Below are 24,108 nucleotides of genomic sequence, written 5' to 3' on the forward strand. Positions count from 1 at the left end.
AGGCGGTGACGGAATGCGGGTGGCTTGACACCGGGTGCGCCGCATCCAGGATCGACACCGGGGGGGGGGGGGAACCCGATCCAGGCTGGCATCGACCTGGTGCTCGGGCCGATCGGGGCCTCGTTCATGGCTGGCTGGTCGCAGATGGACATGTTCTTCCTCGCTTCCTGGATCTCCGTCCCCATCCTGATTGATATCACGAACCCCGACGGCACCACAGAGTGGTTGCAGTTCGTCCTCTCCAACCTGACCTTCATGGTCGCGGTCCTTGGCGCGATGGTCGCGGCCGGGTGGACATTCGTGAAGCTCGGCATGGAACGACTCAAGAACCTCGGCGGCCGCCTCGTAGTCCTCATGGTCATCAACATTGCCGGGGCCCCGACAATAGCGCTGCTCGATACCGGTATCCGCGAAGCGTCGATCGGTCTGCTGAAGCAGGTCGGGATCACCGCCACGTCGACGGTTGCGACCATCGCCGTGGCGGGCATCGCCCCGCCGATCCTGATCCTCATCGGGATCATCGCGATCGTCGCCGTGATGATTCAGTGGGGCATCATGATCGCCCGTTCCGCGCTCGTCCCGGTGCTCGTCGGCGCGTGGCCGCTCGCGGCATCCGTTGCGACGCTCGGCGGACAAGCGGCGACGAAAACGTTCAACTCGATCACCGCATGGTTACTCGCGTTCGTGGTCTACATTCTGCCGGCGGCGATCGTCTACGCGGCCGCATTCCGGCTGAAATCCGGCTACGACGGGCTCGGCGGGATCATGTATGGCTTCGTCCTCGAAGTCATCGCCGTGTTCATGCTCCCCGCGCTGCTGCGAATCCTCGCCCCGCAAGTTGGGAAGATCGGCAGCGCCTTCGGCGGCAAGATCGCCATGGAAGGCGCGATCAGCCTCGCGGAAACCGCGATAACCGTCGGCGCCGTCGTCCTCACCGCAGGAGCAGCCTCCGGCATGCTCGCCGGCGCCGGCGCAGCGGGAGCGGGAGGCGCTGGTGCTGGTGGTGGGGGAAGCGGCGCCGGGGCAGCGCCGGGTAGTGCGTCCGGGACCGCTGGGGCAGCTGAGCCTGCCGCGGCCGCAGGAGCACCGTCCGAACCAGACGGCGCAGCGGAGCAACACGGTGCGGCCGGTATGAGTGCTGAGACCGCCGAACCCTCAAGCGAGAGCGGAACGGGCGCCGTCACCGAAGCACCCTCCACCGGATCAGACCCTTCATCGGCCACCGCCCCGACACCAACGTCGAACGACCCGGCTCAGCAGCCGCCGGCACCATCACCTCCGGCGCCCAAGCGTGCGCCGGGGAACCCGCAGGCGGGGTACTACGGCGCCCAACAGGCCGCGCAAACTCTCAGCGGCAACGCGGCCCGTTCAGCACGGACGGCGATCAATGACGCGGACGACATCATCGGAGGAAAACATGAGTAACAAGGTCGGCTACACGGGATGGTTCGAACGGAAGTCGCCCGGCATCTTCAAGCTCACCCTCGTGGGTACGGTCGGCCTCGTGGCCGGCATCATGCTCGTCATGTACGTGGCATCGAAGGCCAACAACCTCCTCGTCACCATCGGCCTGGTCCTCGCCGTGGTCTTGTTCGAGCTGCTCTATGGGTGGGAGTACGACGGGAAGACCATTGGTCGCCGGCTGGGGGAGCGCCGGGATACCCCACGGCGGGCCAAACGTGGTGAGACGGACTACGTCACCGGGGTCATGGCGAACCTCACCGGCAGCAACGGTGGGCACCCGTTACCCGGGATCCTGGCGTCGACGAAGCTGCTGCGTGGCATCGACGGGTACGGGAACCCGTTCGATGTCATCCACTACCCCTCCAAGGGCCTGTTCGCCGTCACGTTCCGCTGCTACCCCGACGGGGACGGCATGGCCGATCAGGATCTCATCAATCTGATGGTCGCAAAATATGCGGCGTGGATCGCCACCCTGTCTGTCGAGGACGGAGTCGTTGGCGCGGTGTCGGTCATCGATTCGGCCCCCGGTACCGGTGTTGAGCTGCAGGAGAGTGTCGAGGCCGAACGCGACCCCGATGGGCCGCCCGCTGCTGCGCTGATCATGGATCAGGTTGTGCGGGATCTCCCGAACCACAGCAGCGACGTCACCGGATACGTCACGGTCGCCTGGCGGCAGGATGCCATGACGATCCCGGCGAAAACGCCGCAGGACGTTGTGGTGGAGATCGCGAAACGGCTTCCCGGACATCAAGCAGCCTTGGCTGCTGGCGGGGCCGGGGATCCCATTCCGATGACCGAGCCGGAGTTGGTGGAGACGGCCCGTCTGGCGTACGACCCGGAACTCGCTGTGGGCTTTGAGCTGTTGCGTGCGCGCGAGCAGGACGTCGAGCTCGGTTGGGCCGACGCGGGCCCGTCGACGGCGGAAGAGTCCGGCGGCGCCTACCGGCACGACGGTGTCGCATCCTTCACCCTCGAGATGCGCCGGCCACCTCGCGGCATCATCTTCGACAACCACCTGTTGCGGCTCCTGCAACCCAACCCGGCATTCCTACGCAAACGCGTAGCGGTCTTCTACCAGGCTGTCAGCGCGGAGAAGGCACAGTCGCAGGCGGAGAATGCCGTCCGGGCCGAGGATTTCGCCGCCGGGCAGCAGAAGGGGCGCCGCACCGCGAACACCCGCCGCGGGATTCGGGTGGCGGCGAACCTCGACGAGGAGATTTCCGCTGGTGCGTCCTTAGTGCCGTTCGCGATGCTCGCGACCTGCACCTACGAGGACACCGTCGAAGGAGAACGCCGGGCACGCAACACGCTCACCTCGCTGATGACGTCCTCCCGAATGCGGGTGCGGCGCAGCAAAGGCTTGCAGGCCGCCCTGTTCCACATGAGTCTCCCGTTCGGGATGCTGCCGTGGGAATTCTCCGACAACCCCTTCAAGAAGTGACCCGGTCATGACCTCGAACACACGTGCACAGCAGCGCGCCTACAGCCGTGCGCTCGCCCGCGCCGAGCGCAACGAGCAGAAAGCCGCCCGCCGGACAAGCCGGCACGGCGGCCCCGCGGAGAAACCGTACGACCCCGCCACCCACCTCCCCAAGCCCCTCGCACTGACACCCCGCGGGTACGCCGGCCCGGGCGGCGGCAAATGGGGACTCATGCCGCAGCTGGCGACGTGGATCTCCTCCTCTGTGCAGGTCTGTGGTCTATACCCGTGGACAATCGGCTCCGCACGCCCGGCCGTCGGTGTGCCCCTCGGCGCCGACCTCACGAACTGGTCGCTCGTCTACGGCGACCCGGTCACCTGGTTCATGGTCGGCTTCATCGCCAACCCCTCCGCGATGATCTTCGGCCTCCCAGGCCTCGGAAAGTCGACCCTGGTCATCCGCTGGCTCGTGGGCCTCGCGGATCGCGGTTACCCGCCGATGGTTCTGGGCGATGTGAAGGGCGAGTACTCCGAAACGATCCGGGCACTTGGCGGCACGGTGATCGACGTCGCGCCGGGCAGATGCACCATCAACCCGTTGGATCTCGGCGCCCTCATGGACGCCGCCTCACGCATCGGCGGGACGGTCGGAGCAGAACTCACCGAGCTCGCCCTGCAGCAGTCCGCGACGCTCGTCATCGCGCTCGCACGTCTCGTCCGTGGCCGGTCGCTCGAAGACTTCGAAGAGACCACCCTCACCCTCGGCATCCATGCCGCGCACGCCACCACCAACGACCCAGACCTGAACGATCTCGTCGATGTCATCGAGGCCGGCACCGACGACCCGGATCTGATGCGAGCAACCGTGTCGTACTCCACCGTGCAGTACCAGAAAGCCACCAGGCCGCTGCTGCGTACCTTGCGGTCGATCCTGCACGGACCAATGGGGGTCATGTTCAACGGCAAAACGACGGTGCAGATCCGGATGGACAACCCAGGCGGGGTGTCTGTGGACCTGTCAGGCATGCGACGGGCAGATAAGAAGGTGCTCGCCGCGGTGATGATTGCCACCTGGGCGCACGGGTTCAGCGCCATCGACGCACAGTGGGAACTGTCCCAAGCGTTCCCCAAGGAGGTGATGTTCAAGAACCCGTTCGTGGTGCAGGACGAGCTCTGGAAGCCGATGAGCCTCGCACCCGGGCTGGCCGGTCTCATCGACCAGGTCGCGCGCACGAACCGGCACGAAGGCGTCGCGGAAGTGAAGATCACCCACTCGCCCAAGGACGCCCAGATGCTCCCCACGCACGAGGACCGGGTGACTGCGATGAGCTTCGCTGAGAAGGCCGGCATGCTCGTCGTCTTCGGCCTGGCCAAGAACGACCTCCGGGCGCTGGATGACACGTCGATCTCGTTGAACGAGAAGGAACGCGCACACGTGGCCGGGTGGCGCACCCCGCGCTCCTTCCGCACCCGTCGCACCCGCACCGGGCGCCCGAAACCACCACCAGGTGCCGGGAAGGCACTGATCAAGGTCGGCGACGCGACCGGAATCGCCGTGCAGACGATCATCGTCGACGAAGAACGACGCCTCCATGACACCAACCAACGCTGGACGAAACCCGCTGCCAACCACCGGCCGGCCAGGAGAACAGAATGATGGCCATCCGACACCTCTCGGGCGTCCTGATGGCGTGGTTGGCGATCGCACTGATGCTCATCTTCGGGATCCCCGCCGCCGTGCACCTCGGCAACATCTTCACCCCCACCGGCGAGGAGTACCCGTGGTCGACGCCAGCCCTGCTGGGCCTACTGATGCGTGGAACAGCCTTCCCCTCATCGACGCAAGCGTGCGCGTCCGCGATCGTCATCGCGGCCGTACTCATCCTGATCCTGCTCGACGCTGCCGGATGCGGGCTGCGCTCCACCGGCCGCGCGTCGATCCTTCGCCTGCGCTGGTACGTGTGGCGGAAGTCCCGCCCGGCACAAGCACTGTCTTGCCCTTGGTTTGATGGAGACTCTGATCGTCCTGAAAGGATGAGGAGTATGCCAGCTTTGAGGAAGTACCCGGCGGAATTGAGAGAGCGTGCAGTGCGCCTTGTGTTCGAGGCGCGTGATGCGGATGGGGGCCGCCGTGGTGTGTGTACCAGGATCGGCCGGCAGCTTGGTGTCCCGTCGGACACGTTGCGTGGCTGGGTCCAGCGCGCCGAGGTCGATGGGGGTCTGCGTTCGGGGACGTCCACTGATACTGCGGTTCGCCTGGTCGAGGTGGAGCGTGAGGTGAGGGAGTTGCGGCGGGCGAACGCGATTTTGCGGAGCGCGTCGGTTTTCTTCGCGGCGGAGCTCGACCGCCCACACAGCAGATGATCGCCTACATCGATGAACACAAGGAAGAGTTCGGGGTCGAGCCGATCTGCAGGGAACTGCCGATTGCCCCGCAGACGTACTATGCCGCGCGGTCTCGGCCGCCCTCGCAGCGGTCCGTCAGTGACGAGGACACCGTGGTGAAGGTCCGTGCCGTGCACCAAGCGAACTATGGCGTCTATGGCGTCCGGAAGGTCCATGCGCAGCTGCGTCGCGATGGCCACCGGGTGGCCAGGTGCACGATCGAGCGGCTCATGCGTCGGGAGGGTCTCCGCGGGATCTCGCGGGCCAAGGGGCCACGCACGACGATCCCTGGGCCATTCACGGATCGTCCGGGGGACCTCGTTGACCGACGGTTCACCGCACCTGCACCGGACTGCCTCTGGGTTGCGGACATCACCTACATTCGGACGTTCTCCGGCTGGGTGTATGCCGCGTTCGTATTGGACGTGTTCTCCCGCCGGATCGTGGGCTGGCAGCTCTCCACAACCATGCACACCGAGCTTGCCCTCGATGCTCTCGAGATGGGCGTCTGGACGCGGCAGCGTGCCGGCCGGGACCTGTCACAACTTGTCCACCACTCGGATCGTGGAGTCCAATATCGTGCCGTGCGCTACACCGACCGCCTCGCTGAGGCAGAAGCAGTCGCCTCGGTTGGGTCCAAGGGCGACAGCTACGACAACGCGATGGCCGAGGCGCTGAACTCTCTATTCAAGGCCGAACTGATCCGCAACCTCGGCCCGTGGAAGGGGATCGACGAGCTCGAGATCGCGGTCGCGGAATACATCGACTGGTACAACCACCGCCGACTCCACGGCGAGATCGGACACATCCCACCCGTCGAAGCCGAGAACAACTTCTACACGCAACTACCCACCATCACCGTGATGGAACGGGTCTAACCGAGCCTCTACCAAACCCGGGGCTTGACAGGGTGTAGGTGCGTTCCATCTGCCCGAACAGGGCCAGGAGCACGAGCGCGAGTCCGGCCATGGGGTCGTCGGGGTTGGCGGAGTCGATTTTGATGGGGTCTGCGAGGTTTCGGACGCCGATGCCGCGTTCTTGGAGGTCGTGAATGAGGTTCAGGGTGTCGCGGACGGTGCGGCCGAGCCGGTCGAGCGTATGGACGACGATGATGTCTCCGTCGCGGGCGTACTCAAGAGCGGCGGTCAGTCCCGGTCGGTTGGTGGTGGCGCCGGATTTCTTGTCGACGTAGATCTGGCTATGTCAAGGTAAGTGGGACCCACCAGGGGCAGGGCGCTTTCTAACGGTCGTCGCAACACCTGAGTAGTTTCGGGAGTTGTGTTGTCACGTGGAAGAGCGGTTCAGAAGAAGACCGGGATGCAGGGGAAGACTGCGGAGCGGGCTCGGTATGTCGAGCTCACGAAGCAGGGGATGAACAATTCGGAGATCTGTCGGATCCTCGGGATCGGTCGGAAGACTGGGAGCAAATGGCGTAACGGATGGCGGGTTCGAGATCCCCGGAACGGGAAGGTCTACACGTATCCGCCGATCGCCCTGCTGCGGGATGCGGCGATCTCGACCCGGTATCTGTCGGAGGATGAGCGGATCGCGATCGCGGACTACCGTCGGCAGGGCCAGAGCTTGCGTCAGATTGCCGTCGCGTTGGGCAGGTCACCGGCGACGATCAGCAGGGAGGTGCGCCGCAATGTCGACGGGAAGGGCAAGTATTTGCCGTTCCACGCCCACAAGCTCGCTCGAGTTCGACGCCTGCGACCGCGGGCGGGGAAGATCGCCCAGAACCCTGTCCTTCGCCGTCAAATTCAGCAGCTCCTTGGCCGGCGGTGGAGTCCGGACCAGATCTGCCGGCAGTTACGTGTCGATTTCCCCGACAACCCGGCGATGCGCGTGGTCCACGAGACGATCTACCGGGATCTCTATGACTGGCGCGGTGGGACGCTCGCGCGTGACGGTGTCCGAACACTGCGAACCGGACGGAGTCGACGGAAACCATCACGGATGGTCCCGCGCAAGCGCGCCCGGTTCGCCGGCGACGTGCTGATGATCAGCGACCGCCCCTTCGACCCAACCGACCGCTCCACTCCAGGCGACTGGGAGGGCGACCTCATCATGGGTCGAAGTAACCAAACTGCGATTGGGACGCTCGTTGAGCGCACCACCCGGTTCGTGATGCTCATCCCTGTCGACGTCGCGAACCGCTCCGACTCGGTCCGTCAGGGGCTGGTAACGGCGATGCTGAAGCTACCACCGGAACTGCGTCGAACGCTGACCTGGGATCAGGGCTGGGAGATGAGTAAACACTACGAGTTCACCGCCGCCACCGACACGAAAGTCTACTTCTGCGACCCACGATCGCCCTGGCAGCGAGGATCGAACGAGAACATGAACGGGCTCCTGAGGCAATACTTTCCGAAGGGCTCAGACCTCAGCATTCACACGCCCCGACGACTCCAGACGGTCGCGACCGAGATCAACACCCGACCCCGCAGAATCCTCGACTGGGACACCCCACACGACCGCTTCACTAAGCTCGTGAACGAGTCATTTCAGCGCTGAGTGTTGCGACGACCGTTAGAAAGCGCCTTGCCCCGGTGGGTCCCACTAAAACTGCCACAGACATAGATCTGTTTGCGGGCGATCCCGGCTTTGGTGAGAGCATCGATTTGCCGTTCGAGGTCTTGTTTGGCGGTCGAAACGCGTGCATAACCGATGTCCATGTTATCCAATGTACCGGTTGTTGTGAAGACGCGGTTCTTGTGGAACACAATTGTGGGATGACTTGTGAGACGCCCGAGCTGTTGGAATCGTGAGGCGACCTGGATCCGCTTGATGGGTGTTCCAGTTCCATGGTTCTGGGACACTGCCTCCGCTGAGGATCTCACGGATCGTCACTCTCGTTGCTTGTGGATTTGCTGGGCTGTGGGTCTGGGTAACAGCGGTGTAGGACTGAGCGTTGAGGCAACTGACGAGGTGGATCGGTGCCGAGGTCAGAGGGAAGCGCGGAGCAGCACAGCGCCGGCCGGCGACAGACGAAGGGGCGTCCATGAAAAACCCACGGACGCCCCTTCGAGGACAGCGTACGAATCTATTCAGTCACCTGTGGGGTGACGCTTGGCGTACAGAGCGCTTCCAACCCAGAGCAATCCGCATCCGATAGATGCGCCGAGCAGAACGGGGAGCATGTGCCCGGTGACACTTGATCAATCCCGAGCGCCGGTGGCGGCTTGGACGAGGAAACCAACCAGCGTACCGAATACGTTCAGGATCCACAGAAGGCCGACAAATTTTCCGAACTGTCGCGGATTCCTCCAGTCGATTCGCTTTCCCGGAAACGATGAAGGCATTGTGGCTCCTTACTCAGAAATCAGTTTAACCTTCGCTTGAGCTCTTCCGTTCGCGCAAGTGACGTTTAACGTCAAAGAACAAACTAACAAGTGCTGTGACTACGAAAACTAAGAAAATAACCGGCAGGACATGCTTTTGAAAAAACTCATATTTCTCTGAAAAGAAATACAGGGCCAATCCAAAAAACGGTGCGACCAGGACTATTCCTAGTTTGATGCGGAAATTTTTTTCTCTTCGACAAGGTCATCAGGACTCAATGGAATATCAAGCAGCGCACCTATATGACATCCAGTTGTCATCCCCGGACTGCAAGCTGAAGGTAATGTCAAACTCTCCCTTACATAGCCCCTCGGCGCCAAGCCAGGTTCCGGCTACTTCTAGGGCCCCTTGAATTCCAAGGCAGCCGATCCAGCCGAGCACTGGAAGTTCGCAGAGCGCGGAACCGATAGCGAATGCGGTCCCATTGGCAAGGGCTTGCTGCTCCGTCGTATTGAGAGTGACCACGATCGCGTTCGGAAGAAGGTTCGTTTCCATCCGAGGGGAAACTGGATTGGGTTCAGTGAGAGTGACAGTGAGTCCGTCCAGGTCGATGGTTGTAGCGGTTCCAGCGGGACTTTCTGTGATCTTCAGAACCGTACCCTGGGAGAGCAGCTGTTCTTTTGCCGCCGCAAAATCGATCGGCGCATTTGGATGTTCTGGCAGTGGAATGCTCGCGGTTGTTGAGGTCGCTGCCGCTGCCGTTGTGGCGTGTGCCGCGCTGCTTGGTGCAATCACAGCCCCAGCGAGCAACGTTGTAACTGCTACGGCGGTCACGAGTGTGTAGAGCTTCATTCGGTACTTCCTTCCCTCAGCGATGAGATCGGATGAGCCTTGCTCCAACGCGGTGTCATCCGTCTTGCGCAAGGGCGTCAACATAGATGTTTTGTGAGACACAGTATCCCTCTATGCGACAGATTGCGTCAAGGAGTTGCCTCGGTGGACGGCGCACCTCGGGCGTTAGAGGAAGGAATTCTCGTCGCACCGTTCACCCTCAAGCGATCCGCGGATCGGGACACCGTGCACGATCTCACCATCATGGACATTGTCTGGACGTAGATCGCGGAGCTGCCTTCAGACAGGCCGCTCTGCGCAATTAGATGTCCTCGTCCTGCCTGTTCTCTCGGAACGGTCGCAGTTTCGTTGAATCGGTGACGGGGTGGAAGCTGTAGCGTCCGAGTTCGTTCACGTGTGCGTGTCCGAGCGGGGAGAGCCGGGCGACGTCCACGTCATCGATCGGGTGGCCTTGCGCGCGGAGCTCGGTGACGGCGGCGTTGATGTAGCGGGTATTCCAGAGCGTGATCGCGTTGACGATGATGCCAAGGGCACCGAGTTGGTCTTCCTGCCCGTCTCGGTATTTCTGGTGCAGTTGGCCGCGTTTGCCGTGGAAGACCTTCCGGGCGAGGCGGTGTCGGGATTCCTGGACTGTGGTTTGCCGGTTCACGAGCCGGAGATGGGTGTCATCGACTGGGTCGATCATCGCCAGCATGTGCAGGGTCTTCGCGATCCGACCGTACTCGGTGAACGCCTGCCCGAGCGGGCTGGGCCGGCCGTCACGGGCGAGCATCCGCAGCACCTCATAGGCGCGGACCTGGTGGGTGACGAGAGAGCCGAGGACGCGGAGAATGTCGGGCCAGTGCGCGGTGATCCGTGCCAGGTTGACCTTGTGCCTGGCGATTGCGTTCAACGGACCGTAGTCGGAGCTGGTGCCGCTTGGCCAAGTGGCACGCCAGTACCGGGTGTCGCCGATGTCGGCGATACGTGGCGAGAACCGGTAGCCGAGGAGGTGGAAGATCCCGAAGACCATGTCTGAGTACGACGCCTCGTCGGTGGCGACCATGTCTGGTTTCGGGCCACCGTCCAGGTTGAGCAGCACGTCGAGGATGTGCATGCTGTCCCGCGGGGTTCCGGGCACGATTTGCGCGCCAATTCCCGCGACCTGGTCGTTGACGGCGTTCAACCAGGTGATGCCGCGTTTGTAACCAAAGTACTTCGGCGATGGGCCGGCATTCAATGTCCGCACCGGGACCACAAAGCGGAGTCCGTCGACAGACGCGACCAGGCCGCCGCCCCACAGCTGCGCGATTGGCGCTTGTGCTTGCGCGTCGATCAGGAACCTGTTCGCGGCCGCATGGGTCTCGGCGCGAACATAGTTCTGATCTACGTGAGAGAGTCGCCCGAGCGTCAATGAAGCGCCCTGAGTTTGTTGGAGACTCCTGACCTTGGAAACGAGGATGGAGTCATGGTGTCGAATCAGGGATCTGGGAAGCCGACGGCGCGTCGGTATTCACCGGAAGAAAAGGCCGCCGCGGTCCGGATGGTGCGGACGCTGCGGGCAGAGCTGGGGACCGAGCACGGGACGGTGCAGCGCGTCGCGACGCAGCTCGGTTACGGGATCGAATCGGTGCGGACCTGGGTGAAGCAGGCCGACGTCGACGACGGGCACGTCGCGGGTGTGAGCACGGCGGAGGCGCGTCGGGTGCTGCGGGAGCTTGAGCAGGAGAACCGCGAGTTGCGGCGGGCGAACGAGATTCTGAAGCGGGCAGCGTCTTTCTTCGGGGCGGAGCTCGACCGCCAACACCGGAAGTAGTCGCGTTCATCGACGCGAACAAGAACGACGTCGTCGAAGGTCGCCCGCTCGGAGTCGAGCCCATCTGCGCACTCTTGCAGGTGGCTCCGAGCACGTATTACGCCGCGAAAGACCGCGCTCCGTCGGCGCGATCACTCAGCGATGCTGCCCTCACGCCCGAGCTTGTCACGCTCTGGGAAGACAACTATCGCGTTTATGGTGTCCGCAAGCTCTGGAAGAGCGCCCTCCGCGCGGGGCTCAGTATCGGGCGAGATCAGACGGGCCGGCTGATGCGTGCTGCGGGCATCGAGGGAGCGACGAGGTCGAAGCGAGTGAAGACGACCAGGACCGACCCGGCCTCGGCGAGGTATCCGGATTTGGTGAAACGAGAGTTCACCGCAACAGCCCCGAACCGGCTCTGGGTGACGGATCTGACGTTCGTGCCGACGTGGGCGGGCGTTGCCTACGTCTGTTTCATCATCGACGCGTTCAGCCGGATGGTCGTGGGGTGGCGGTGCGCGTCGCACATGCGTACGGAGATGGTCCTCGATGCGATCGAGATGGCGAGGTGGGGGCGCGGCGCTCACCACGCCGATCTCCGCTGCCACAGCGACGCAGGGTCTCAATTTACGTCGATTCGCTACGGGGAACGTCTCGCCGAGATCGGTGCAACACCATCGATCGGAACCGTCGGCGACAGCTACGACAATGCCCTGGCCGAGACGGTGAACGGCTACTACAAGACGGAACTCGTCCGCGGGCCCGCACGCCCCGGACCCTGGCGAACAGTCGAGGACCTCGAGCTCGCGACGCTCGGATGGGTGCACTGGCACAACACGCAGCGCCTGCACGGCTACCTCGGCGACGTCCCACCCACCGAGTTCGAGCAGGCCTTCTATGCTGGCCAAACCGCCGTCGACCAGCTGGCGGGAATCAAATAGCGCGAGTCTCCATCAGACCCAGGGCGCTTCAGCGTCCTCCGGAACATGACTCCCATACGGGACCGACCAGCCATAGTGAACGAGCGCGTAGAAGTCGGACACTGGGAGGGAGATCTCGTGATGGGGAAACGACCTTCGGCGGTCGCGACGCTCGTCGAACGAGCCACACGCTACGTCCGAGTGGTGCCCCTGCACGACGGCTACAAAGCCGACGCGGTCCGCCTCGCAATCGCCAGAGACCTCCGCGAGCTACCCCCAGATCTGCGAAAGTCACTGACCTGGGATCGCGGGCGCGAGATGGCCGAACATCAACAACTCTCGACAGATCTCGAGCTAGACATCTATTTCTGCGACCCGCGATCGCCCTGGCAGCGCGGGTCGAACGAGAACACGAATCGACTCTTGCGCCAATACCTGGCCAAGGGCGCAGATCTGCGCGATTTCTCCAGGCGGGACCTTGACGAGATTGCCCTGCGAATCAACACCCGGCCGCGCCATGTCCTCAACTGGGCCACGTCAGCGGAGTTGTTCCAGCAACACATGCCGGGGCAAACGTCGCGTCGAGGCACGGTTGAAGAGACGTGACAGGCCGCTGACTCAGCTACGCTCGCGGGGTGATTACTGAAGATGAGACTGTCCTTCACGTGACACCGGACGCCGCGTGGCTTCCTCTCCATGGCCGGGCCGAAGTGATCCGCCGAAGCAGCTCGCCCACGCCCATGTGCGTCGTCAGGCTCCTGCTCCGACAGGCAGACCGGGTCTTCTGCGTGCCTCGGCCGGAAACCGGACGACTCGACCTACCAATGCGGCTAGTCGGGCCCAACGATCCGAGTGGAGTGTTCGGAATCGCCAGCCTCACCGAGCAGATAACCGGCTACGGGACTCAACTCAAGTTTGCGGGCGCTGTGCGAAATGTCGTCGAATCACCGCAAGATGACTATGCCTGGCCGACGCCCCACGCACACTTCGGGGTATGGACTTCGGAGAACGCCCCAATCGTTGAAGGCACCTGGGTGAGCATCCGCGATGACTCCCAACTGCGCGACCGACACTGGTTCCCGCTCGTGCTGTGATACCGAACTGCTGGATAAAATCATCAGACTGGGTGGTGCGTTGACCGGTTGAGACCGCCATCGTTTCTGAGCATGCGACGGGTTGCTTCAATGCTGCAGCGAATTTCCGTGGGGGTCGGGTGCTCATAACTCGTCGCCGAAACTGAGCTGCTCGAAACGTCAGACTGTATGGGTTCTGCCCGAGGTGTCGCTCTAGCGTCGGTAGAGCGTCGCGCGGCTCCAACCGACGAGCACGGCAGCCTCTGCGGCTGTGCGGCCGCGGCTGCGGGCGTCGGTGACGAGCGTCTCGGCGATGGTGTCGGGGTTCGCTGGTGGGCGCCCGAAGCGGGTGCCGGATTCACGGGCCGCGGCGATGCCGGCGTCGACGCGTTCGACGATGAGCTCGCGCTCGAACACGGGCAGGGTGGCGAGCCTTGCTTGCCACTGATCGCCTCCTCCCCATTACGCACGGCGCGACCTATTTCTGATCTTCCTCGGCGGTATTGGCGCGCGACTTCTTCTGCCTCAATCGCATCAAGCAAGCATTCGTTCTCCTCGTGCTGGTTCAGATTGGCGCCTGGCGTACCGCTTATCAGGCGCTCAGCGCCGCTTCACAGAATCCCATCTTGTCGATCGTCATCGTGTTCGCTGCGGGTATGGTGATCGTCGATCTGTTCGGCATCGCGACCTACGTCCGAGAAGCCAGCCCTGTTCATGCAATCTGGCTCTTGGGAACGAGCTGAGAGCTCGATCGACGGACGAACGATGCAGGCGGTGATCTACCTCCGTGGGCGCACCGTCCATGCTCCGATCAAACCGCACGAACCGGAACATCTCTTTCCATTCTCAAACAATTTTCCTAGTGACGACCTGTGTCCGGGAGGCAACTACTTCTGGCTGGTTTGGGGTGAGATAAAGAGCGACATGGAACCCAGCGGTCCTCGACACGACAAGCGTGAGCACGTCAGGCGGCACGTGGCCGGACGCTCCGTCGTGCAATCCGCCGGAGAGTTAACTACCTCAGGTCCTACTCACGCGACCATCCGTGATGGTCCACAGGCAGAGCAGAGACGAATGACGCTCGAACGAGTGGCAGTCTGGCTCGCCAGGCCCCAATGCTCAGCATGTGCCATTATTCCGATATGAGCCTGACCTACGAACAGTTCAGGGGAGTCTTGCCCGACGCCCAGCTTCGTGCATCCTTCGGGCTCAACCTCTCCGATGACGAAGCTCGGGCGCTCCTAGCGGACAGCGATGCCGCCGCTCGGTACTACGGCGCGTGGATACAGGACCCGCATCGAGTCGGCGGTGTGGCCAGGACGATCGCCAGCACACCGCGCGTAAGCGGATACGCTGTCGCTGCCTTCGTCTTGGCGCTCGTGGCAATCGTCGGCGCGGTGTTTCAGATCGGAGGGCTCGCGCCGGTGATCGTCGGTGTAATGGCTTTGCCAGTCGCGTTCACTGCCCGGGCTGACATCAAGCGAACCGGTCAGGGCGGGTCGTCCATGGTAGTCGCGGCAATCCCGCTCGCCCTTGTCGGCACGGGTCTCCCGATCGTGGCGGCAATCCTGAATTAGATCGGCTGAGCTAGTCGAGCACGCGGACGGATAACGCCTGGTGCTCTGCAGCCACCAATGCGGCGAGCTCGTTCGCGCGGATTGGCCCGAGCAGCGGAAACCCGAGGTAGATCCGGAGCGGCAGGCCGATCTCAAGCAGCAGCCTGTCTCAAAAACAACCCGCAGCTCGGTGAGACACGCGAAGTTTGAGATGAGGTTTCTAGACAGTAGGCCGGCTGCGAGATCTGCGGACTTCCGCGCCCAAGTTCGTCGGCGTCGACGCCGGACCATGTGTCTCGCAAACCTACTCCGTCTTGAGGCGCGCGGAGTGAGTCGGGCAGGGCGCTTCGGCGGGCAGGTTCACCGGGCAGGGTCTACGGGACACCCAGCGCCGGCGGAAGAGCGGGTTGAAGATCGGCACTCGAAGGTCGCTGGAGGACCGGCTTACGGCTCACCACCTCGAGCGGCGTGGTAGTGGTGTCACGGTCATCGGCCGACTTCCGTCGTCTGTTCCCATTTCGCATGCGCGAGCATCTCCGCGCGGTCGACGATCTTCGTCCGCTCACGTCCACGTGCAGCTCCGGCGCCGCGCTCGGCGGAGTCGATGCGCAGCCAGCCGTCGAGGTCGACGGCATGCCCGAGTCGGTCGATCGATTCTTCGCCGCGCGAGACGGGCTCGGCCTCGGCGAGATCGTCGACGAGGTGACGGACGGTCTGCGCAGCATCCGACTTGGTCGAGCCGATGAGTCCGACCGGCCCGCGCTTGATCCAGCCGGTGGCATACAACCGCGGGATCGGCGCTCCCGCCGCGTCGACGACTCGCCCCTCGGTGTGGGGAACGACTCCGAGATCCGCGTCGAACGGCATCCCGGGAACCGGGGCCGAGCGGTAGCCCACTGCCCGGTAGACCGCTCCGACGTCGTAGTGCAGCAGATCGCCGGTTCCGAGCATCCGCCCCAGCTCGTCCGATGCGGTGCGCTCCATCTCGATGCCGGCCACGCGGTCCGTGCCCAGCAGACGAACGGGACGTTGACGCAGGTGCAGGTGGATGCGGCGCGAGGCCGTCCGGACCGCCGGATCGAGCGCGGCCCACTCGGTCATGGTGCGCACGACGATGCGGCGCTGCGAGAACTGCGCGACCATCCGCTCGGCGTGCTCATCCAGCACGAGCTCCTCCGCGTCAACGATCACGTCGACGTCGTCCTGCTCGGCGAGCTCGCGCAGCTCCATCGCCGAGAAGCGCACATCGGCCGGCCCTCGTCGGGCGAACAGGTGCACCTCGCGCAGTGGGCTGGCGGCGAGCTGATCGAGCACGGCATCCGGGGTGTCCGTGTGTGTCAGCGCGGAGGCGTGTTTCGCGAGGATCCGGGCGACATCGAGCGCCACATTGCCCGCGCCGAGCACCGCAACCGATTCCGCCTCGAGAGGCCAGGTGCGCGCGGCATCCGGGTGCCCGTCGTACCAGGCGACGAAGTCGGCGGCGCCGAAAGATCCCGGAAGGTCGATCCCCGGGATGTCGAGGCGGACATCAAGGTCGGCGCCCGTCGCCACGATGACCCCGTCGTAGGCCGCCCGCAGTTCCTCGATCTCGACGTCGACGCCGATCTCGACGTTGCAGAGCAGGCGGATGCGTGGGTTCACCAGCACGTCGTGCAGGGCATCGGTGATCTTGCGGATGCGCGGATGATCCGGGGCGACCCCGTACCGGACGAGGCCGTAGGGCGCCGGGAGCTTCTCGAACAGGTCGATCGAGGCGGCCGGTGCGAGGCCGAGGAGGATGTCGGCGGCGTAGATTCCGGCCGGCCCTGCCCCAACGATGGCGATGCGCGGTTCAGCGACGGTCATGCGTGTTCCTCCTGAGGTGCAAGCGCGGCGATGATCGGATGATCGAAGGCGAGCAGCCCCGTCCTGGCGGCGCCGCCCGGCGACCCGATCTCGTCGAAGAACTCGACGTTCGCCTTGTAGTAGTCCTGCCACTCGTCGGGCAGATCGTCTTCGTAGTAGATGGCCTCGACCGGGCACACCGGCTCGCAAGCGCCGCAGTCCACGCACTCGTCGGGGTGGATGTACAACGCTCGTTCACCCTCGTAGATGCAGTCGACGGGGCACTCGTCGATACAGGCCTTGTCCTTTACATCGGCGCACGGCAGAGCGATCACATAGGTCATCGCCGGGTCCTCGTCGGGGTCACACGGTCCTCATTCGGGTCGATCGGCCGCGTTCGGGCCACTCGACAACCGTAAAACCTCAAGTTCACTTGAGGTCAAATCAGGAGCCCGCACCGGTCGGTACGGTGTGATGGCGAGCCACAGGGCACACCTGCGGTGCCAGCGGGCGTCGTGGGGTCAGTCGGAAACGGACCAAGAACCAGGGAGACGACGCGTGGTCATCCGGTTCGGACGCCCGACGCCGTGGCGTGGCATCATCATCGGTCTGATCTTCGGGGTGGGGATCGTGCTCGTCGGTAGCGTGTTCTCTCTCGTGGATTCGCATCCCGAGCGCACGCCGCTCATGCTGATGTTCCTGGGCATCCCGGCCGTCCTCACGCCCGTCCTCATCGGTTCATCTGGCGAATTGGTCATCTATCCCGGAACAGTGCATCGGTTGGCGGGGGAACCTCGACGCAGCTCTCAATTCCGGGGTCGACCGACTCAGGTGGCAGAGGCATCTATCACGCCCATGCGGGGTACCTTCTGCCTTGGAGACATGGGCGAAGCTCGAAACCGCGGATGAGCCGATCTGTGTGTCTTACCCGTGGGACAGGGTTTGAAGAGCGACGACGAGCAGTCCGGCGATGCCGATCGCGCCGACCAGGATGACGCGCGGCAAGGGGCTCAGCCGCGTGCCTCGCAGAGCGAGGGTGACGATCACGACGAGGGATGCGACGAGCGCTATCGCGGAGACCACCAGAGCGGAATCGGCTTCCCACAGCCCGAGTCCGGCCGCCCCGAGAAGCAGCAGCGGCAGAACGATGACCACCAGTGATCCGATGGATGAACGGACGGCGTGCGCGAACTCGGTGCGGTCATAGAGGCGATCGTGCACCACGAGATTCGCGATGACGTCCGCGACCAGAGTGGCGATGACGGTTCCCAGCGCCGTGACCAGGACTGTGAGCGCCGCCGAGCCTGCTGAAGGCGCATGGTGCTGCGCGAGCACGATCGTCACCGACAGGGAGGTGAACGCGACGTAGATACCCTCGCGCACTGATTCAGCCTGCTGCGCTGGTGTGGCGACGCCGGCGAAGCGTGGGGTGCGAGCTGAGGGTTTCATGCCATCTCCTCGAGGTGATCGACACACGGATGCTTTATGGCTACAGTGTAGCCATAAATAGCGCGAGAATGAGCGACCTCGTCTCGCAACTCCGAAAGGCCACCCATGAACGCGACTACAGATGTGCTGATTGTCGGCGCAGGCGCGAGCGGCCTGACGCTCGCCTGCGACCTCCAGCGCCGCGGTGTGAGCTACCGCCTCGTCGAATCCTCCGAACACGGTTTCCCCGGCTCACGGGCGAAAGGCGTCCAGCCTCGGACCCTCGAAGCCTTCGACGACCTCGGTGTTCTCCCCGCGCTCGAGGCGCGCTCGGGGCTGTACCCGCCGCTCGGTGTGCATCTCGGCCCGCTCACGCTGCGCCGGACCATGATCAAGCACCACACCCCGACGGCCGACGTCCCGCACGCGAACACATTGCTCGCCCCACAGAGCGCTACCGACCAGTCGCTGCGCGAACGGCTCGAAGCCCTCGGAGGTTCGGTGCAGTACTCGACCAAGCTCGCGAGTTACGAACAGGACGAGAGCGGTGTGACCGCGCTCCTCGAGGGCCCGAATGGCACTTCCACGCTGCGTACCCGCTACCTCATCGGAGCCGACGGCGGCGCGAGCAACGTGCGCCGCGGGGTCGGTATCGCCTTCCAAGGCACTACCGATGCCTCCGACCGCATGATCGTCGCCGATCTCGCCCTCACCGGCCTGTCCCGCGACCGTTGGCACATGTGGCCACGTCCCGGCGGGCGCTTCCTGGCGCTGTGCCCGCTCCCCGACGGCTCATTCCAGCTCATGCTGAAACTGCGCCCGGATGATGCGGCGTCCGTTGATCGCGATGCGATCGAACGACTCATGCGCCCGTTCGTCGGTCGTGCGAAGCTGCAGGTCCGCGAGGTGCTCTGGTCCTCCGTCTGGCGTCCGAACATCCGACTCGCCGAAAGATACCGGCAGGGGAACGTGCTCCTCGTCGGCGACGCCGCCCACGTACACCCGCCCACGGGCGGGCAGGGACTGAACACCGGCGTGCAGGACGCCTACAACCTGGGCTGGAAACTCGGCCAAGTACTCGCCGGCGCTCCCGATGCGCTCCTCGACACCTACGAAGCAGAACGCCGGCCCGTCGCGGCCCGCGTGCTGGGGCTCTCGTCAGCGCTCTACAGCCATCTGCAAGAAAGCCCGCTCGTCGCCACGAAGCGCGGCGATGAAGAGCGACAGCTCACGCTCTCGTACCGCGGCGGCCCGTTGGCGCCGGACAGCGGAGATCAGGTCGGGCCGCCCGTGGCTGCGGGCGACCGGGCTCCTGATGCTCCAATCCAGACCGCTGACGGTGCGCCCAGCACGATGTTCGAGCAGTTCCGCGGCCCGCACTTCACCCTCGTCACCCTCGGCGAACAGGCCGCAGCGGCAGCCTCCGAGATCGCCTGGCCGCCCTCAGGAGCATCCCTGAAACACGTCATCCTCGACCAGACGCGCAACGCCGAATTCCACCGCAGCTACGGCATCGAATCCGACGCTTTCGTGCTCGTCCGACCGGACGGCTACATCGCGGCGATCGGCGACCTCCCAGCGACAGACAGCGGTCTGGCCGCGGCGCTGACCGCCATGCTCCCAGCTCGCTGACCTGCCGACGACTTCTGGGGCACAGACATCACCCGCATAGACTGCAGTTGGTCGGAGTGCGCGGAGCTGTTCCTCCACGAACTGCCGTGGTTGAAGGGCCGGGACCTCGAATTGGTGATGGGAGATGCGATCAGCGAATGGATCCCGTGGCCCTGAACGACACCCCCCGCGGCCGCGGCCGCCCGAGGGTCGCGCGGGAACACATCATCGAGACGGCTCTGGAGATCCTCGACGAGGGCGGTGCAGAAGCGCTGACGCTGCGCTCACTCGCAACCCGGCTGTCATCGAGTACGGCGACCCTCTACCGGCACGTCGCGAACCGGAACGAGCTCATCGGGATGATCCTCGACCACGTGCTCGGCGAAGTCGAACTGCCCGACTCGATAAGCGCCGAACTCAGTTGGGAGGACGCCTGCCGTTCGATCGCGACATCGAGCTACCGTGCGCTCTCCGCACGACGCGACGCAGCACGTCTGCTCACCGAGGCGATCCTCACCGGCCCGAACGTGATGCGCATCCGGGAGTCCATGCTCGCCGCGCTGCTCCGCGAGGGCTTCGACCCCGTCACCGCGGCGAAAGCCGCAGCCGCCATCTCCCACTTCGCCCTCGGCTTCGCCCTGCAAACAGCGACCACCGCAGCAGAGGCAGATGCCGGCCGCACGCAGCTCAGCGAACTCCTGCACAGCGATGGCGGCAGACGATTCCCTGCGACCGCAGCGGTCGCCGAACACCTCCCACGCCCACTCGACGAAGAATTCGCATTCGGTCTCGACCTCATCCTGCGGGGGCTCGAAAAGAGCCGCTGACCGGAGCATTGCAGGCGCAGCAGAGCCCGGCGGGCCGTCCGGGTCAACGCGGGGTCCGGACTCAGGGCCGGACAGGTTGCTGGTGATCAAGAGACTCCGTGCTCACGGGCCTCAGCGCACCGCGACCACGGAACACCCGCAGGACGAGAGGTTACCGGCGCATCTGAGCTGTCGAGTAGCCGGTGGCCGCGTACGTCCCGCCTTGCGGCGTGTCTGCGTCGACGTGTTCTGCGGGGTTTCCTGCGGTGGCATCGTCTTCGGGGACGAAGCCCACCGCGATTCCCGCGTCGAGATCCCACCACCGATCAGTGTTTGCGGACACGGCGTAGAACACGGCTGTGTCTGCCGACGTCGTCATTGCGGCGAGAAAGGCCCGCACTGCGTCGGCTGGGCTCAGCCACGTCCGCTGTTCACGTGGCGACTCCGCTTGCTGTTCGTAGCTGCCGATGCGGAGGGAGATGGTGCTGAGCCCGAACTTGTCCGCGTAGAGGCGGCACAGTGCCTCTCCCGCGACCTTGGACACGCCGTAGAACCCGTCGGGCCGGGGAGGCATGTCGGGCGAGACGTGCTCGCTGGCGGAGTACATACCCGTCAGCCGGTTGCTGCTGGCGTAGACCACCCGCGGCACCTTGGCCCGCCGTGCTGCCTCGAGGACGTGGTAGGTGCCGATGATGTTCACCTGAGCCAGGTCGTGGAAGTCCGCCTCGTCAGCAATCCCCCCGAGGTGGATCACACCATCCGCCCCCGCGAACAGTTCCACGAGCGACTCCAGCTCAGCAAGATCCGCGATGACGACAGTGTCCTGCAAGCCGATCGGAGGTGTCGAGCGGATATCCATCGAGACGAGGTCCACCTGCCGATCAGCTAGAGCAGAGCGTAGCTCTCGCCCGATGTTTCCGGCCGCACCCGTAATGACCCAACGACTCCCAGCAATCTTCGACATCCTCCTGATTGTACGGACCGGGGACTACGTGCGGTTCGCCCGACAATCGGTCGGTCAATGGGCGCAGTCGTCTTCCCAAAGAGTTCCGGAACGATGTCGTCGCGGTCCAAGCCCGTCGTCCTGTTCATCTGCCAGCACGACGCCGGCCGCTCCCAGTCGGGCGCAGCCCTACTCGAACACCTCGCGAGTGATTGCTTCACCGCGACCTCAGCAGGCCTTGCCCCGTCGGACGCCCCTGCGGTCGCCGCAACCGTCGCCGAGCTCGGCATCGACATCACCGCGGCCGACGTCGTGGTCCTCATGAAGCCCGGACTGATCCTGCCGGTTACCCCGCGGGCGAGGTCTTGGAGCGGTCGTTCCCGAGCCCTGCAGCCGGGGACGTCGACGCCGTGCGCGCGCTGCGGGAAGCTGTGGCTGAGCAGATTTCGGACGAGCCTGCTCACCACTCCGGCGACGTTCCCGTCATCGACGTCGGCCTGCTTGACCCACATCCGCTCCGACTCCAAGGCCAGGAGTCTCAGACAAGCTCAGAGCGCTTCAGAGACAGGGCGCCGGTTGCTAGACCATCAGATCGTGCGTCCAGGCGTCAAATCGTTGGCGCAGAACGTTTGAGGTGATGTCTTCTCGTCCAACTCCGCGGTAGTTCAACCCCCAAGACTCCACAGAAGAGTGGGCCTGTTCGGCCGCCAACACGTCCCAAGCGCCAACGTCCGGAACAGAGTGCCCGGAATGTTGCTCGTAGGCCTCAAGGAATCGATCGGCCGCCGCTGGTGATCCCAATAGGACGAAGTCCTGTCGGCACCACGCCACGTCAACTCCGCGGGGCGCAGACCGCGCACCGGACCAATCGACGACGCCGATGAGGTGTTCGCCGTCCCACAGAGCATTTCCGCACCAGAAGTCGAAGTGCGTCAACACCCGAGAAGTCACATCGACCTGGTTCCACAGCTCAACTGCTCGCGCAGACAGTTTGCTGAGACCGGCCTGAGGTGGGCGCGGCTCCTGTCGAAGGTCGGTCCCATCTAAACGATGAATTGCGGCCAATGCGCCGGCCATCTGCTCGGCCGCGGTGACGAGAGAAACAGCAGGGTCGAGATGGCCTCCCGGTAAAGCAGAGGTCACGATCATTGGACGACCCGCTGCTTCTCCGAACCCGAGCAGCTTTGGCGTCAACGGCCCCAGAGAATCGAGCCGACACAGTATCGCTACCTCCCGCTCGGCGGCATCATCACCCGCATCGAACGTGCGGACGACGTAATGCGCTTTCCCGTCCGACGCCATGACAGTTTGAGCATGCTGACCCCCAGTGAGCACGCGCGTGAACTCCAAGTGACGAGACAGCACTCGCGACGCTGCGGCGACGGTGCTCTCAATACTTACGGCGTCCATTCGGCCCACCCTGTCACAGGTCGCGGCTGCCAGCTTTGTGCCTGGCATGCCCGTGTGCGCTGCTATCGAACCAGAATCGTGCGGACCACGCGGTGTCCTGGCCACCGAGTGTCATGCCCAGCAGGGGCATCTTCGTCGCGGTGCGTGCGGCGCGTTCGTACTCGGAGTCAGGGGTGGTCGCACTCAGACGGGCGCTGGGTGACGGATCGTGCCGACCCGCTCGCGTCGACGTCGCCGGTCGGGGCAGGGTGCGCGAGGGTCAGGGCTGCGAATGGACTCTGCTGAGTTCCGCTGCACGCACTCGCACAAGGGTGAGATCGAGCAGTGGCGTCGGTACCGCCAACTCCCGTGCTCGGTCTGCCAGGTCGCCCAAGATGTGTTCGGCTTCGGTGACTCGTCCGGCCGTCAGGTCCCGAAAGAGGGAAGACGTGAACGGTGAACCCGGTTCGGTCAGGAGGCTGAGGGACTGCGCATGTGCGGCACCACGTGGGGGGAAACCGGCGGCACCGGCGATGGCCTCAGTCTCGCGGATCGCCGCGTGAATGTAGGGGAGCCCTCCGGCTTCCTGGACGCGCCCCACAGCATTGTCGAACAGGCAGGTGACGATGCCTGCTGATGCGATGAACGCCCACTTCTCCCACAGCCGAAGCCACACGTCATCGGCTTCAACGACGGTCAGCCCTGGGACGTCGAGGAGCTGCCGGACAGAGCTTGGAATTGGTTCGGCGCTGAGCGATCCGACCGTGATCTCGGCGAGCGGAGTCATCTGTACCGCGCCGCCGTGCTGGTCCAAGGTGGCGACGATCTTGATGAGCCCACCTGCCACACGGCCTGGGTAGCGGGAGTCGAGCAGGTCGATGTGCCGGATACCGTTGAGAAACGGGACGATGACCGTGGTTGGGCCGACCGCAGGGGCGATGTCCTCGATCACTGCGACGATCGCATTGGCTTTCACCGAGACGATGATCAGATCGAATGTGCTGGTGAGGGTGTCAGCGGTGACGGTCGCCGCGGCAACGGAGTGTCTTCCCTCGGGCTCTGTCAGGGTGATGCCGTCACGTTCGATGACTCGTTGTCGTTCACCGCGGACGAGGTAGGTGACGTTCCGGCCGGCCTGGGCCAATCGAACCCCGACAGCGAGGCCGGTAGCACCGGCCCCCACGATGAGAATGTTCATGTGTCCATGTTGAGGGGTTCCGTATGCGCTGCGGTGCATGCATGCCAGGCGTGGGTGTGCTGCTCGTTACCGCTGGATCGCGACCCAGACACCGATCGGTGTCGTGCAGGGTTGACGCCCGAATGCGGCGGGCTGCTGCGGTCTACAGCGGCCCGCCGCAGTCGTGCGTCTCAGCTCGAAACG

At 64.3% G+C, this 24,108-nt stretch carries 20 protein-coding genes, 3 pseudogenes and 1 other annotated feature; of the genes and pseudogenes, 12 read left to right on the forward strand and 11 right to left on the reverse strand.

Going from position 1 to position 24,108, the window contains the following annotated elements; genetic code table 11:
* The first annotated feature begins 99 nt into the window (after positions 1-99).
* The 4 genes from ABMA10_RS00465 to ABMA10_RS00480 all read left to right on the forward strand — a co-directional run bounded on the left by ABMA10_RS00465 (position 100) and on the right by ABMA10_RS00480 (position 6,147).
* Positions 100-1,425, forward strand: a complete 1,326-nt coding sequence (locus ABMA10_RS00465) for a hypothetical protein (RefSeq protein ID WP_431031075.1) — start codon at positions 100-102, stop codon at positions 1,423-1,425.
* Positions 1,418-2,905 carry an SCO6880 family protein gene (locus ABMA10_RS00470; RefSeq protein ID WP_431031076.1) on the forward strand — a complete coding sequence of 496 codons (1,488 nt, stop codon included), beginning with the start codon at positions 1,418-1,420 and terminating at the stop codon, positions 2,903-2,905. The genes ABMA10_RS00465 and ABMA10_RS00470 overlap by 8 nt, the downstream gene beginning before the upstream one ends.
* 7 nt (positions 2,906-2,912) lie before the next feature.
* Complete coding sequence (locus tag ABMA10_RS00475) at positions 2,913-4,541, forward strand: hypothetical protein (protein ID WP_431031077.1); 1,629 nt, start codon at positions 2,913-2,915, stop codon at positions 4,539-4,541.
* A gap of 386 nt (positions 4,542-4,927) precedes the next feature.
* Positions 4,928-6,147, forward strand: a protein-coding gene (locus tag ABMA10_RS00480) for an IS3 family transposase (RefSeq protein ID WP_431031001.1) whose coding sequence is annotated in 2 segments (ribosomal slippage) — positions 4,928-5,207 and positions 5,207-6,147 — 1,221 coding nt in all. Because the reading frame shifts where the segments join, the coding sequence is not laid out codon by codon here.
* Positions 5,206-5,319, forward strand: a sequence feature (AL1L pseudoknot). It overlaps the preceding gene by 114 nt.
* Here the strand turns inward: ABMA10_RS00480 and ABMA10_RS00485 are convergent.
* Positions 6,125-6,463, reverse strand: coding sequence for a recombinase family protein (locus tag ABMA10_RS00485; protein ID WP_431031541.1), 339 nt, complete (start codon positions 6,461-6,463; stop codon positions 6,125-6,127). The genes ABMA10_RS00480 and ABMA10_RS00485 overlap by 23 nt on opposite strands.
* A 123-nt stretch (positions 6,464-6,586) precedes the next feature.
* On the opposite strand from ABMA10_RS00485, the gene ABMA10_RS00490 reads away from it, so the two are divergent.
* A complete protein-coding gene (locus ABMA10_RS00490; protein WP_431031078.1) occupies positions 6,587-7,783 on the forward strand; it encodes an IS30 family transposase in 1,197 nt (398 codons plus the stop codon).
* Here ABMA10_RS00490 and ABMA10_RS00495 read toward each other — a convergent pair.
* The 3 genes and pseudogenes from ABMA10_RS00495 to ABMA10_RS00505 form a co-directional block, all read right to left on the reverse strand.
* Positions 7,774-7,944 carry a recombinase family protein gene (locus ABMA10_RS00495; protein WP_431031079.1) on the reverse strand — a complete coding sequence of 57 codons (171 nt, stop codon included), beginning with the start codon at positions 7,942-7,944 and terminating at the stop codon, positions 7,774-7,776. The genes ABMA10_RS00490 and ABMA10_RS00495 overlap by 10 nt on opposite strands.
* A gap of 892 nt (positions 7,945-8,836) precedes the next feature.
* Positions 8,837-9,403 carry a hypothetical protein gene (locus ABMA10_RS00500; protein ID WP_431031080.1) on the reverse strand — a complete coding sequence of 189 codons (567 nt, stop codon included), beginning with the start codon at positions 9,401-9,403 and terminating at the stop codon, positions 8,837-8,839.
* Between the two features lie 301 nt (positions 9,404-9,704).
* Positions 9,705-10,799, reverse strand: a pseudogene (locus ABMA10_RS00505) (transposase); the annotation flags it as partial.
* A 51-nt stretch (positions 10,800-10,850) separates the two neighbouring features.
* Between ABMA10_RS00505 and ABMA10_RS00510 the strand changes: the two are divergent.
* From ABMA10_RS00510 to ABMA10_RS00520, 3 genes and pseudogenes are all read left to right on the forward strand, one after another.
* Positions 10,851-12,118, forward strand: a protein-coding gene (locus ABMA10_RS00510) for an IS3 family transposase (protein ID WP_431030839.1) whose coding sequence is annotated in 2 segments (ribosomal slippage) — positions 10,851-11,157 and positions 11,157-12,118 — 1,269 coding nt in all. Because the reading frame shifts where the segments join, the coding sequence is not laid out codon by codon here.
* Between the two features lie 36 nt (positions 12,119-12,154).
* Positions 12,155-12,703, forward strand: a pseudogene (locus ABMA10_RS00515) (IS30 family transposase); the annotation flags it as partial.
* 251 nt (positions 12,704-12,954) lie between these two features.
* Positions 12,955-13,191 carry a hypothetical protein gene (locus ABMA10_RS00520; RefSeq protein ID WP_431030804.1) on the forward strand — a complete coding sequence of 79 codons (237 nt, stop codon included), beginning with the start codon at positions 12,955-12,957 and terminating at the stop codon, positions 13,189-13,191.
* Positions 13,192-13,383: 192 nt separating this feature from the next.
* Here the strand turns inward: ABMA10_RS00520 and ABMA10_RS00525 are convergent.
* Positions 13,384-13,602 (reverse strand): annotated as a pseudogene (locus ABMA10_RS00525) (recombinase family protein); the annotation flags it as partial.
* Positions 13,603-13,673: 71 nt separating this feature from the next.
* On the opposite strand from ABMA10_RS00525, the gene ABMA10_RS00530 reads away from it, so the two are divergent.
* Both ABMA10_RS00530 and ABMA10_RS00535 read left to right on the forward strand, forming a co-directional pair.
* The gene (locus ABMA10_RS00530) at positions 13,674-13,913 is read left to right on the forward strand and encodes a hypothetical protein (RefSeq protein ID WP_431031081.1); all 240 of its coding nucleotides are present in this window, start codon (positions 13,674-13,676) and stop codon (positions 13,911-13,913) included.
* 399 nt (positions 13,914-14,312) lie between these two features.
* Positions 14,313-14,747, forward strand: a complete 435-nt coding sequence (locus tag ABMA10_RS00535) for a DUF4190 domain-containing protein (RefSeq protein ID WP_431031082.1) — start codon at positions 14,313-14,315, stop codon at positions 14,745-14,747.
* 465 nt (positions 14,748-15,212) lie between these two features.
* Here ABMA10_RS00535 and ABMA10_RS00540 read toward each other — a convergent pair whose 3' ends face one another.
* The 3 genes from ABMA10_RS00540 to ABMA10_RS00550 form a co-directional block, all read right to left on the reverse strand.
* On the reverse strand, positions 15,213-16,571 hold the full coding sequence (locus tag ABMA10_RS00540; protein WP_431031083.1) for an FAD-dependent oxidoreductase: 1,359 nt from the start codon (positions 16,569-16,571) through the stop codon (positions 15,213-15,215).
* On the reverse strand, positions 16,568-16,894 hold the full coding sequence (gene fdxA, locus ABMA10_RS00545) for a ferredoxin (RefSeq protein WP_431031084.1): 327 nt from the start codon (positions 16,892-16,894) through the stop codon (positions 16,568-16,570). The genes ABMA10_RS00540 and fdxA overlap by 4 nt, the downstream gene beginning before the upstream one ends.
* A gap of 580 nt (positions 16,895-17,474) precedes the next feature.
* The gene (locus ABMA10_RS00550) at positions 17,475-17,999 is read right to left on the reverse strand and encodes a hypothetical protein (protein ID WP_431031085.1); all 525 of its coding nucleotides are present in this window, start codon (positions 17,997-17,999) and stop codon (positions 17,475-17,477) included.
* Between the two features lie 105 nt (positions 18,000-18,104).
* On the opposite strand from ABMA10_RS00550, the gene ABMA10_RS00555 reads away from it, so the two are divergent.
* Together ABMA10_RS00555 and ABMA10_RS00560 are read left to right on the forward strand one after the other, a co-directional pair.
* A complete protein-coding gene (locus ABMA10_RS00555) occupies positions 18,105-19,610 on the forward strand; it encodes an FAD-dependent monooxygenase (RefSeq protein ID WP_431031086.1) in 1,506 nt (501 codons plus the stop codon).
* Positions 19,611-19,747: 137 nt separating this feature from the next.
* A complete protein-coding gene (locus tag ABMA10_RS00560; protein ID WP_431031087.1) occupies positions 19,748-20,416 on the forward strand; it encodes a TetR/AcrR family transcriptional regulator C-terminal domain-containing protein in 669 nt (222 codons plus the stop codon).
* A gap of 151 nt (positions 20,417-20,567) precedes the next feature.
* Here the strand turns inward: ABMA10_RS00560 and ABMA10_RS00565 are convergent, their stop codons facing one another.
* From ABMA10_RS00565 to ABMA10_RS00575, 3 genes are all read right to left on the reverse strand, one after another.
* On the reverse strand, positions 20,568-21,359 hold the full coding sequence (locus ABMA10_RS00565; RefSeq protein ID WP_431030889.1) for an NAD-dependent epimerase/dehydratase family protein: 792 nt from the start codon (positions 21,357-21,359) through the stop codon (positions 20,568-20,570).
* Between the two features lie 558 nt (positions 21,360-21,917).
* On the reverse strand, positions 21,918-22,748 hold the full coding sequence (locus tag ABMA10_RS00570; RefSeq protein ID WP_347867911.1) for a phosphotransferase family protein: 831 nt from the start codon (positions 22,746-22,748) through the stop codon (positions 21,918-21,920).
* A 259-nt stretch (positions 22,749-23,007) separates the two neighbouring features.
* Positions 23,008-23,925 carry a ketopantoate reductase family protein gene (locus tag ABMA10_RS00575; RefSeq protein WP_347867910.1) on the reverse strand — a complete coding sequence of 306 codons (918 nt, stop codon included), beginning with the start codon at positions 23,923-23,925 and terminating at the stop codon, positions 23,008-23,010.
* Positions 23,926-24,108: the final 183 nt, after the last annotated feature.

This window comes from Plantibacter sp. RU18 (assembly GCF_050613355.1).
Lineage (GTDB): Bacteria > Actinomycetota > Actinomycetes > Actinomycetales > Microbacteriaceae > Plantibacter.

Bases quoted from the DNA above. Each gene is read 5' to 3' on its own strand.
- ABMA10_RS00470 (WP_431031076.1), top strand. From the start codon at position 1,418: ATGAGTAACAAGGTCGGCTACACGGGATGGTTCGAACGGAAGTCGCCC.
- ABMA10_RS00475 (WP_431031077.1), top strand. From the start codon at position 2,913: ATGACCTCGAACACACGTGCACAGCAGCGCGCCTACAGCCGTGCGCTC.
- ABMA10_RS00490 (WP_431031078.1), top strand. From the start codon at position 6,587: ATGCAGGGGAAGACTGCGGAGCGGGCTCGGTATGTCGAGCTCACGAAG.
- ABMA10_RS00495 (WP_431031079.1), bottom strand. From the start codon at position 7,944: ATGGACATCGGTTATGCACGCGTTTCGACCGCCAAACAAGACCTCGAA.
- ABMA10_RS00500 (WP_431031080.1), bottom strand. From the start codon at position 9,403: ATGAAGCTCTACACACTCGTGACCGCCGTAGCAGTTACAACGTTGCTC.
- ABMA10_RS00535 (WP_431031082.1), top strand. From the start codon at position 14,313: ATGAGCCTGACCTACGAACAGTTCAGGGGAGTCTTGCCCGACGCCCAG.
- ABMA10_RS00540 (WP_431031083.1), bottom strand. From the start codon at position 16,571: ATGACCGTCGCTGAACCGCGCATCGCCATCGTTGGGGCAGGGCCGGCC.
- fdxA (WP_431031084.1), bottom strand. From the start codon at position 16,894: ATGACCTATGTGATCGCTCTGCCGTGCGCCGATGTAAAGGACAAGGCC.
- ABMA10_RS00550 (WP_431031085.1), bottom strand. From the start codon at position 17,999: ATGAAACCCTCAGCTCGCACCCCACGCTTCGCCGGCGTCGCCACACCA.
- ABMA10_RS00555 (WP_431031086.1), top strand. From the start codon at position 18,105: ATGAACGCGACTACAGATGTGCTGATTGTCGGCGCAGGCGCGAGCGGC.
- ABMA10_RS00560 (WP_431031087.1), top strand. From the start codon at position 19,748: ATGGATCCCGTGGCCCTGAACGACACCCCCCGCGGCCGCGGCCGCCCG.
- ABMA10_RS00565 (WP_431030889.1), bottom strand. From the start codon at position 21,359: ATGTCGAAGATTGCTGGGAGTCGTTGGGTCATTACGGGTGCGGCCGGA.
- ABMA10_RS00570 (WP_347867911.1), bottom strand. From the start codon at position 22,748: ATGGACGCCGTAAGTATTGAGAGCACCGTCGCCGCAGCGTCGCGAGTG.
- ABMA10_RS00575 (WP_347867910.1), bottom strand. From the start codon at position 23,925: ATGAACATTCTCATCGTGGGGGCCGGTGCTACCGGCCTCGCTGTCGGG.